Source organism: Micromonospora sp. NPDC005173 (assembly GCF_040608515.1).
GTDB lineage: Bacteria > Actinomycetota > Actinomycetes > Mycobacteriales > Micromonosporaceae > Micromonospora.
Genome location: NZ_JBEXIK010000068.1, coordinates 19,204 through 27,007 on the forward strand (window position 1 = coordinate 19,204; position 7,804 = coordinate 27,007).

Below are 7,804 nucleotides of genomic sequence, written 5' to 3' on the forward strand. Positions count from 1 at the left end.
TCGTTATCACTCTCGATAGTGATAACGTTGCGACGTGGAGATGCCAAGTGAGCGGTGGGCCGAGCTGGCGCTGCACCCGGTCCGGATCCGGATCCTGCGCGCGGTCGCAGCTGCCCAGCTGACCACGCGTGACCTCGTTGAACTGTTGCCGGACATTGCGCAGGCGACGCTGTACCGGCACCTGGCGACGCTGGTCAAGGCCGGGCTGCTGGACGTGGTCGAGGAGCGCAAGGTACGCGGCGCCGTCGAGCGGGTGTACGCGCTACCGGCGCACGGTGCCACGCTGGACCCAGCGGCACTGGCCACAGCCACGGCCGAGGACCACGCTCGTTACTTCACGGCGTTCGTGTCGAGCCTGCTGCCGGAGTTCTCCCGCTACCTGGCCCGGGAGCGGATCGATTTCGCCGCCGACGGCGTCGGCTACCACCAGCTCGTGCTGCAGCTGACCGACGCCGAGCTGGGCCAGTTCGCCGCCGACCTCAACGCGCTGGTCGGCCCGCTGCTGGCCAACGAGCCCGGTGGCGGCCGAATACCGCGGTTGCTGGCGACGATCCTGATGCCGGCCGACCAGCCGGCCGCCACGAGCGACAAAACGCCAACAGCCGAGACCGTGGACAACTCGGGGGCGACGAAGGGGGACGACTGATGGCTTCGGTCATGGTTGCCGGCGATGTGATCGACATCGGGTTCACCAGCTGGGAGCGACTGTGGATCGGGCAGGAGCGGCTCGTGCTGCCCGTCGCGGTGGTGCGGCAGGCCGCCTCGGTCGACGATCCGGTGCGCCTGGCGCGCGGCGGCCGGCGCGGGCTCGCGGTGTCCGGTGTCGTCAAGATCGGCATTTGGGGCCTGTTCGGCGGTCCCCGGCAGCTCGTGGCGGCCCGTCGCGGCGAGCTCGGGTTGCACCTGATCCTGGACCGGACGGCCGGCGGTGCGTTCGACGAGGTCGTGCTTTCCAGCCCGGCCGCGCCGCACCTGGCGGACGCGATCGGGCGTGCGTTGGCGGCCCGCGGATGAGCGGCGCCCGCCTGACGATCGAGGTGGCGCACCTGACGAAGCGGTACGGCGAGGTCACCGCGGTCCGCGACCTCAGTTTCACCGTCGCACCGGGTGTAGTCACCGGGTTCCTGGGCCCGAACGGCGCCGGTAAGACCACCACGATGCGGATGCTGACCGGCCTTGTGACGCCTACCAGTGGTATCGCCACCATCGACGGGCAGCCCTACCGCCGGCTGGCCCGGCCCTCGAACACCGTGGGGGCGGTGTTCGACGCCAACGCGTTCCACCCCGGCCACACCGCCCGCGACCACCTACGCGTTTACGCCGCCATGGGCGGCCACCCAGACAACCGCGTCACCGAACTGCTGGACCTGCTCGGCCTGACCGAGGCCGCCGACCGGCGTACCCGCGGGTTCTCCACCGGCATGCGGCAACGGCCCAACCTGGCCACCGCGCTGCTCGGCGACCCCCGCGTCTTGCTGCTCGACGAACCCAGCAACGGCCTCGACCCGGAAGGCATGTCCTGGCTACGGGCCCTGCTGCGCCGGCTGGCCGAGGAAGGGCGCACCGTCCTGGTCTCCAGCCACGCGCTCAGCGAGATCCAGCAGCTCGTCGACAGCGTGGTGGTGATCCGACGCGGCGAACTCGTCGCGGCCGGACCGTGGTCCCAACTCGCCGGCCCGCCGGCCGTGCTGGTCACCTCACCCGACGCCGAGGCCCTCGCCGCGACCCTGAAGGCCAGCCGTGCCAACAACGGCACCACGCCACGGGTCGAAACGGTCGGACCCGGCAGGCTGCGGATACACGGGTTGAACGCGCCGGGCGTCGCCGACCTCGCCGCCGCGCACCGCCTGCGCGTACACGAACTGGTCACCGAGAACACCAGCCTCGAACAACTCTTCCTCCACCTGACCACCGACACGCCGACCACCGACAAGGAGGCCACCCCATGACCCTCCTGATCAAAGCCGAGTTCCGCAGGCTACTAGCCACCCGCATGTGGGGCGGACTCCTAGTCGTTGGCGCCCTGCTCGGTGGCGGCATGCTCGGCGGCATGGCGCTGATCGGCCCGGAAAACTTCGACCCACCCATGCCCGGACTGGACACCGAAACCGGCGTCCGCTCCATCCTCGGCATCCTCGGCTACACCGCATTCGTCCCAGCCGCCGCCGGAACCCTCGCGGTCACCTCCGAATACCGGCACCGCACCGCCGCCGTCACATTCCTGGTCGCACCGCGCCGCTGGCAGGTACTCGCCGCCAAACTCGCCACCTACACGGTCGCCGGGCTCGCCTACGGCCTCATCCTCGCCGGCACCGCCGCCGCAGCCGTGTTCACCGTCGCCGCCGCCCGCCAAGTCCCACTCGGCCTGCCCGCCCACACCCTGCTCGCGCTGCTCGCCCGCATCGCCGCCGCCATGGTGGTGTATCTGATCATCGGCGTCGGCATAGGCGCCCTCATCCGCAACCAGGTCGCAGCCCTGTGCGTCGTGATCGGCTACCTCTACATGGGCGAAACACTGCTCATGCTGATTCCCGGCGTCAACACGCTCTATCCGATCCTGCCCGGCGGCGCCACCGCCGCCCTCACCGACTTCACCTACCTCGCCGACGCCATGTCTGCACAACTCGGCAACACCACCGTCCAACTCCTACCGCCAGCAGCCGGCGCACTCCTCCTCACCGCATACGCCATAGGTGCCTGCGCCATCGCCGTCCTCATCCCCATGCGCCGCGACATCACCTGACCAACACAGCCGCGACCGCGCCACCGCACAGCCCCGCTACCGAGCGTCATCCCGAACGGCACCGCCAAATCCTCACCGCTGCGCAAGATCACTTATGCGCGGCTGCGCACCTGACTCGCATGCCGACCGTCCCTCGGCCGTGATCGCGAGGTGGCAGGGAGCGGAATAGGGTTCATCCATGAGTACTGTGCTTCGTGGTGCCCGAAACGCGGTGAATCCCCTTCGCCAGCTCACGATCGACCAGCTCCGGCAACGGACGAGCCTCAAGTGGCGGGAGTACCCGGACGACGTGCTGCCGCTCTGGGTGGCGGAGATGGACGTGCCGCTGGCCGAGCCGGTCGCGCAGGCGATCACCGACGCTGTCGCGCGCGGCGACACCGGCTACACCGCAGGCACGGCGTACCCGCAGGCGCTGGCGGAGTTCGCCCGGCGGCGGTGGGGATGGGACGGGCTGGCCGTGGAGCGCACCGCGCTGATACCCGACCTGATGCACGGCGTCGTCGAGGCGCTGCGGCTGATCACCGAGCCGGGGGACGCGGTGATCGTCAACTGCCCGGTCTACCCGCCGTTCTACGAGTTCGTGACGCACGCCGACCGCCGGATCGTGGAGGCGCCGCTCGGCGAGGACCTGCGGATCGACCTCGGCACACTGGAGGACGCGTTCCGGCAGGCTCGGGCCGGCGGGCGGCCAGCGGCGTACCTGCTGTGCAGCCCGCACAACCCGACCGGCGTCCTGCACACCGCCGACGAGTTGGCCGCCGTCGCCAGTCTGGCCGAGCGGCACGGGGTGCGGGTGGTCGCCGACGAGATCCACGCTCCGGTGGTGGCCGGGGGAGTGCGCTTTGTGCCGTACCTCTCGGTGCCCGGCGCGGAGAACGGCCTGTCGCTGATGTCCGCCTCCAAGGGGTGGAACCTGGCCGGCCTGCGCGGTGCACTCCTCATCGCCGGTCCGGCCGCGGCCGCAGATCTCGCGCGCGTTCCGTTCGAGGCCAGCGTCAGCACCAGCCACCTCGGCGTGATCGCCCACACCGCCGCCCTCCGCGACGGCGGCGAGTGGCTCGACGCCTTGTTGACCGGCCTGGACGACAACCGTCGGCTCCTCGCCACGCTGCTCGCCGAGCACCTGCCGGCCATCCGTTACCACCCCGGTCAGGCCACCTATCTCGCCTGGCTCGACTGCCGCGCCCTGGGCCTCGGCGACGACCCCGCCACCGTGTTCCTCCACCGTGGCCGGGTGGCGCTCAACCCCGGTTCGGCCTTCGGCACCGGCGGCGCCGGCCACGTCCGGCTGAATCTGGCCACCGCACCGGAGCTGATCACCGAGGCGGTACGGCGGATGGCCACCGCCGTCGCCTGAGAAGCCACTTCGGTCGCTGCCGACCGCCATTGCCCGGAAGAACCCATGCCCAGGGTGGATCAGCGCAGCGCGGGCTCGCGAACTCCGGCGCCTCGTCGAGACTGCCGATCAGCTCTTCCTGAGCCGAACTCTGCCTGCTCCGCAGCGGCAGAGAAACCCGAGACATGGCCAGGTCGTGCGGCTGCAGTTGAGCAGGTAGCCGTGCTCCGCGCGCCCGACTCCGCCGCCTAGTGGCCGAAGCCATCGCCGCCGTCGTGAGCAGCGCTCGCGATCCTGACGTGAAGGCTGTCGCGACCTACGGGCTCTCCGCCGACGGGAAGAAACGCATCGGGGTACGGCGCGAACTACCGGCGCTGCGGAAGGTGTCAGCCCGCGCTGCCGATGGTGTTCAAGTCGCAGGCGCAGGACGCCTACCTCGACTGACGGCGGCCACTGGCGAAGGACATGAATGTGCCTCGAAATATCCATTGCCAATGTCGGACCCCGCGCCTACCTTTAATGAGCAAGGTCAACCGGACCAACCCAAGGAGTTCCCCGTGTTGCAGTACGCCTCCACCGAAACCACGCGGTTCATGCCGCGCGGCGGTGTCGTGCTGCCCTCGATCGGGCGAGCCCACGATCTGTGCGCGAGCGAGCAGAACTGGAAGCCGGGGTGGCGGCGCGAATAGCGTCAGCGCAAGCTGCGAAGCCGCCCACCCCGACAGGGATAGGGCGGCTTTTTCGTTACTCGAACAAGTTCATAGGGGCGCAGCTCAACTGGTAGAGCACCGGTCTCCAAAACCGAAGGTTGCAGGTTCAAGTCCTGTCGCCCCTGCTTTTCGTCCCGGCCGCGGCCGGCGACGTTGCAAATTCTCAACTCCACAGTGGATGGCAAAGCAAGACCCCGGCCGGCGCCCACACGGGCCGGCCGGGGGCAAGACCCTCCGGGACGAGGGAGACGGCAACCCGCCTGCTTTGGGAGCAGGAGACACGGGGTTCGACACCCCGGTCCCGGACCATGGGGAGGTAGCTCAGATGGGAGAGCGCCGCCTCGGCAGGGCGGAGGCCAGGGGTTCGAGTCCCCTCTTCTCCACGTACCAATGCCCTCCTCGCGTACCGGTAGCGCACGGGAGTGAAGTCCCCGAGGACTCCGTTCAAGTCGGGGGGAGGGCACGTTGGCGGGGGAAGCCCGGGCGCACAACCCGGCCCCCGTCGGCTCCATGGGCCGTTGGAGCAATTGGCAGCTCACCTGGTTCTCAGCCAGAAGGTTGCGGGTTCGAATCCCGCACGGCCTACGCAGGAAAATGCCATGCGGTCGTGGTGAACTCGGCGGACACGTCGGTCTTCCAAACCGAAGAAGCGGGGTCGGTGCCCGCCGACCGCTCAACCATTCCGGGCTGCTCTGCTGGCAGGGGCGACGGGACTTTGAATCCCGGTACAAACGCAGGTTCGATTCCTGCTCCCGGAGCTCACACCCCAGGCGCGGAGCCCGTCGCCGCTGGAATCACGCCGGATGACCTGCTCGTGGCAGGACCGACCAGCGTCTGGTGCTGCCGGTACGCGTCGATCACGGTGGCGGGGATGCGTCCGCGCTCGGTGGCCTTCTGGCCGACGAGCTTCTCGTTCTTCGTCCACCACTCCCGGATGATCCGTCGACGGTCCCGCTCGGCGTTCTGGGACTTCATCGCCCCAGGGGCCGCGCGGCCTGCCCCCTGCCAGGCCCTGCGGGCGGCATCAACGAACGGCGCGAGCTACTCCTCGAAGATGCTCCGGCTCTTTCTCGGTCAGGTCGATCCGGTACTCGACGCCGCAACCTGCGGTTCTCGCCTCGGGGAGCCCAAAGGCAGGAGGCTCATACGCCAGGTCGCCGAGATCCACGAGGCCGAGCGGCCCAGCTGGTCCAAGTCCGGCGTGCTCCGGCGCGACGGCCACCATTGCGGCTACCGCCTGGCCCCGGCCAAGACCGTCGACCACATCCAGCCCCGCTCCCGCGGCGGGCGTAACACCTGGAAGAACACCGTCAGCGCGTGCTACTCGTGCAACCAGCGCAAGGCGGACCTCACCCTCGCCGAGGCCGGCATGGACCTGCTGCTCCGGCCGCAGGTCCCCACCTGGTCGAGCACCGTGCAGCGTCGACGCTCCCCGCCGGCGAGACCGCGGCTCGCCGGCCCATTCCGAGATGGTGCAATCTGGCAGCACGTCCGATTCTGGATCGGAAGGTTGGAGGTTCGAGCCCTCCTCTCGGAGCGCAATGCCCTCGTAGCCCAACGGCAGGAGGCGCGGTCTTGAGGAGGCCGACAGTGCGCGTTCGAATCGCGCCGAGGGCACCACGCCGGCGTAGCTCAGCTGGACCGAGCGTCCGCCTTGTAGCGGAGGGCCGCCGGTTCGAGCCCGGCCGCCGGCTCCACGCCGCCGTAACTCATCAGGCAGAGCGGCGTCCTCGTAAGGCGCAGGTGGTTGGTTCGAGGCCAACCGGCGGCTCGCAGTACATGCCCGACTGGCCCAGAGGAAGAGGCGCTCGGTTCAGGTCCGAGAGGTGCGGGGTTCGAATCCCCGGTCGGGTACGCATGGGTCGAGGGCTGGTGCCCAGTGTCGCTTTGCAAACCTCGTGTGTCCGGTTCGAAACCGGGTCGATCCACTGTCCATGCCGGCCAGCTCGTGACCGCAGGTCCGCCGAAGCGCGATAGGTGGACCGTGTGTGCGATCTCCCCTGCGGGAATGCCGAGCCGGCTGGAAGTCGCGCGCCAAGGTGTCGTAGCTCAATTGGCCAGAGCACCGCCCTGTCGAGGCGGGGGTTGCGGGTTCGAGTCCCGTCGGCGCCGCGAAGCAAGATTATGGAGGGGTGGCATGAGCGGTCTATGGCGCTTCCCTGCTAAGGAAGACCGGGGGCAACCCCGGCCCGGGTTCGAATCCCGGTCCCTCCGCCAAGCCGTCGTGGCCAAGCTGGTTAAGGCACGTCGCTGATAACGAGGAGATGCGCTGGTTCGACTCCAGCCGACGGCACGCAGCGAGAATGCCAGCCAGGCGACCGCGTCGGCTCCCAAGCCGCCGAGGAACGTCCGGGCTCCGCAGGGCAGGGTGGTTCCTAACGGGAACCCGCCGAAAGGCGGGACAGTGCCACAGAGAACAGACCGCCGGCATGCATCACCGGCCGTAAGGGTGAAACGGTGGGGTAAGAGCCCACCGCGCTACCGGTGACGGTGGCGGCACGGTAAACCCCATTCGGAGTAAGGCCGAACAGCACGCGGGCGGCCCGCCTGATGCGTGCGGGTTGGCCGCTAGAGCCTGCCGGTGACGGTAGGCCGAGATGGATGGTCGCCCCCACCACCGGGCCGCCGGGGTGGGGCAGAACCCGGCGTACCGGCCGGCTTCCCTCGTTTGCAACACATGCCCCCGTAGCTCAGTGGAAAGAGCACGAGATTACGGATCTCGGTGTCGCTGGTTCGATTCCAGTCGGGGGCTCTGGAGAAACGTGAAGAGCGGTAACCACGCCGACCACCTACCGGGCATGCCCCTGGCCCGGCACGCTTCTCCGCCATCGGGATATAGCGCAGTTTGGTAGCGCGCTTGGCTGGGGGCCAAGAAGTCGTCGGTTCGAATCCGGCTATCCCGATTCAACGGGTACTAGCTCCAACGCCGTTCAGTTAGGCGGTGTGGTGGGTTGTCAAGCGTGTCGTGGAGACGAAGCAGCGGAGCTCCGGTATAGAGGGTGGTCACTCTAAGAC

General features: G+C 69.0%; 6 protein-coding genes, 16 tRNA genes, 1 other RNA gene and 2 pseudogenes. 24 read left to right on the plus strand and 1 reads right to left on the minus strand.

Going from position 1 to position 7,804, the window contains the following annotated elements:
* Positions 1 to 40: 40 nt before the first annotated feature.
* The 12 genes from ABZV00_RS35560 to ABZV00_RS35615 all read left to right on the plus strand — a co-directional run bounded on the left by ABZV00_RS35560 (position 41) and on the right by ABZV00_RS35615 (position 5,547).
* Entirely contained in the window at positions 41 to 646 is a 606-nt protein-coding gene (locus ABZV00_RS35560) for a helix-turn-helix domain-containing protein (RefSeq protein ID WP_355614436.1), read from the plus strand.
* Complete coding sequence (locus ABZV00_RS35565) at positions 646 to 1,014, plus strand: hypothetical protein (RefSeq protein WP_355614418.1); 369 nt, start codon at positions 646 to 648, stop codon at positions 1,012 to 1,014. The genes ABZV00_RS35560 and ABZV00_RS35565 overlap by 1 nt, the downstream gene beginning before the upstream one ends.
* Positions 1,011 to 1,949: an ABC transporter ATP-binding protein gene (locus ABZV00_RS35570; protein ID WP_355614421.1), complete on the plus strand. Its 939-nt coding sequence runs from the start codon at positions 1,011 to 1,013 to the stop codon at positions 1,947 to 1,949. Before ABZV00_RS35565 ends, ABZV00_RS35570 begins: the two co-directional genes overlap by 4 nt.
* Positions 1,946 to 2,743: an ABC transporter permease gene (locus ABZV00_RS35575; protein WP_355614424.1), complete on the plus strand. Its 798-nt coding sequence runs from the start codon at positions 1,946 to 1,948 to the stop codon at positions 2,741 to 2,743. The genes ABZV00_RS35570 and ABZV00_RS35575 overlap by 4 nt, the downstream gene beginning before the upstream one ends.
* Positions 2,744 to 2,921: 178 nt before the next feature.
* Positions 2,922 to 4,100, plus strand: coding sequence for a MalY/PatB family protein (locus ABZV00_RS35580; protein WP_355614427.1), 1,179 nt, complete (start codon positions 2,922 to 2,924; stop codon positions 4,098 to 4,100).
* Between the two features lie 536 nt (positions 4,101 to 4,636).
* A complete protein-coding gene (locus ABZV00_RS35585) occupies positions 4,637 to 4,768 on the plus strand; it encodes a hypothetical protein (RefSeq protein WP_328418350.1) in 132 nt (43 codons plus the stop codon).
* A 73-nt stretch (positions 4,769 to 4,841) separates the two neighbouring features.
* Positions 4,842 to 4,914: transfer RNA gene (locus ABZV00_RS35590), tRNA-Trp, on the plus strand.
* A gap of 109 nt (positions 4,915 to 5,023) precedes the next feature.
* Positions 5,024 to 5,098: transfer RNA gene (locus tag ABZV00_RS35595), tRNA-Pro, on the plus strand.
* A gap of 1 nt (position 5,099) precedes the next feature.
* A tRNA-Ala gene (locus ABZV00_RS35600) sits at positions 5,100 to 5,172 on the plus strand.
* 129 nt (positions 5,173 to 5,301) lie between these two features.
* Positions 5,302 to 5,374, plus strand: a tRNA-Glu gene (locus tag ABZV00_RS35605).
* Positions 5,375 to 5,390: 16 nt separating this feature from the next.
* Positions 5,391 to 5,463, plus strand: a tRNA-Gly gene (locus ABZV00_RS35610).
* Between the two features lie 7 nt (positions 5,464 to 5,470).
* A tRNA-Gln gene (locus ABZV00_RS35615) sits at positions 5,471 to 5,547 on the plus strand.
* Between the two features lies 1 nt (position 5,548).
* Here the strand turns inward: ABZV00_RS35615 and ABZV00_RS35620 are convergent.
* Positions 5,549 to 5,818 (minus strand): annotated as a pseudogene (locus tag ABZV00_RS35620) (histone-like nucleoid-structuring protein Lsr2); the annotation flags it as partial.
* A 25-nt stretch (positions 5,819 to 5,843) separates the two neighbouring features.
* Between ABZV00_RS35620 and ABZV00_RS35625 the strand changes: the two are divergent.
* The 12 genes and pseudogenes from ABZV00_RS35625 to ABZV00_RS35680 form a co-directional block, all read left to right on the plus strand.
* Positions 5,844 to 6,149: pseudogene (locus ABZV00_RS35625) on the plus strand (HNH endonuclease); the annotation flags it as partial.
* Between the two features lie 103 nt (positions 6,150 to 6,252).
* A tRNA-Gln gene (locus ABZV00_RS35630) sits at positions 6,253 to 6,326 on the plus strand.
* Positions 6,327 to 6,332: 6 nt separating this feature from the next.
* Positions 6,333 to 6,409: transfer RNA gene (locus ABZV00_RS35635), tRNA-Leu, on the plus strand.
* A 1-nt stretch (position 6,410) separates the two neighbouring features.
* Positions 6,411 to 6,486, plus strand: a tRNA-OTHER gene (locus ABZV00_RS35640).
* Position 6,487: 1 nt separating this feature from the next.
* A tRNA-Thr gene (locus ABZV00_RS35645) sits at positions 6,488 to 6,560 on the plus strand.
* A 10-nt stretch (positions 6,561 to 6,570) separates the two neighbouring features.
* A tRNA-Leu gene (locus tag ABZV00_RS35650) sits at positions 6,571 to 6,643 on the plus strand.
* A 184-nt stretch (positions 6,644 to 6,827) separates the two neighbouring features.
* Positions 6,828 to 6,901: transfer RNA gene (locus tag ABZV00_RS35655), tRNA-Asp, on the plus strand.
* A gap of 14 nt (positions 6,902 to 6,915) precedes the next feature.
* A tRNA-Ser gene (locus ABZV00_RS35660) sits at positions 6,916 to 7,006 on the plus strand.
* Between the two features lies 1 nt (position 7,007).
* Positions 7,008 to 7,082 (plus strand) — tRNA-Ile (locus tag ABZV00_RS35665).
* A gap of 9 nt (positions 7,083 to 7,091) precedes the next feature.
* Positions 7,092 to 7,455: RNase P RNA component class A (rnpB, locus tag ABZV00_RS35670), an RNA gene on the plus strand.
* Positions 7,456 to 7,468: 13 nt separating this feature from the next.
* Positions 7,469 to 7,541, plus strand: a tRNA-Arg gene (locus ABZV00_RS35675).
* Between the two features lie 77 nt (positions 7,542 to 7,618).
* A tRNA-Pro gene (locus ABZV00_RS35680) sits at positions 7,619 to 7,692 on the plus strand.
* Positions 7,693 to 7,804: the final 112 nt, after the last annotated feature.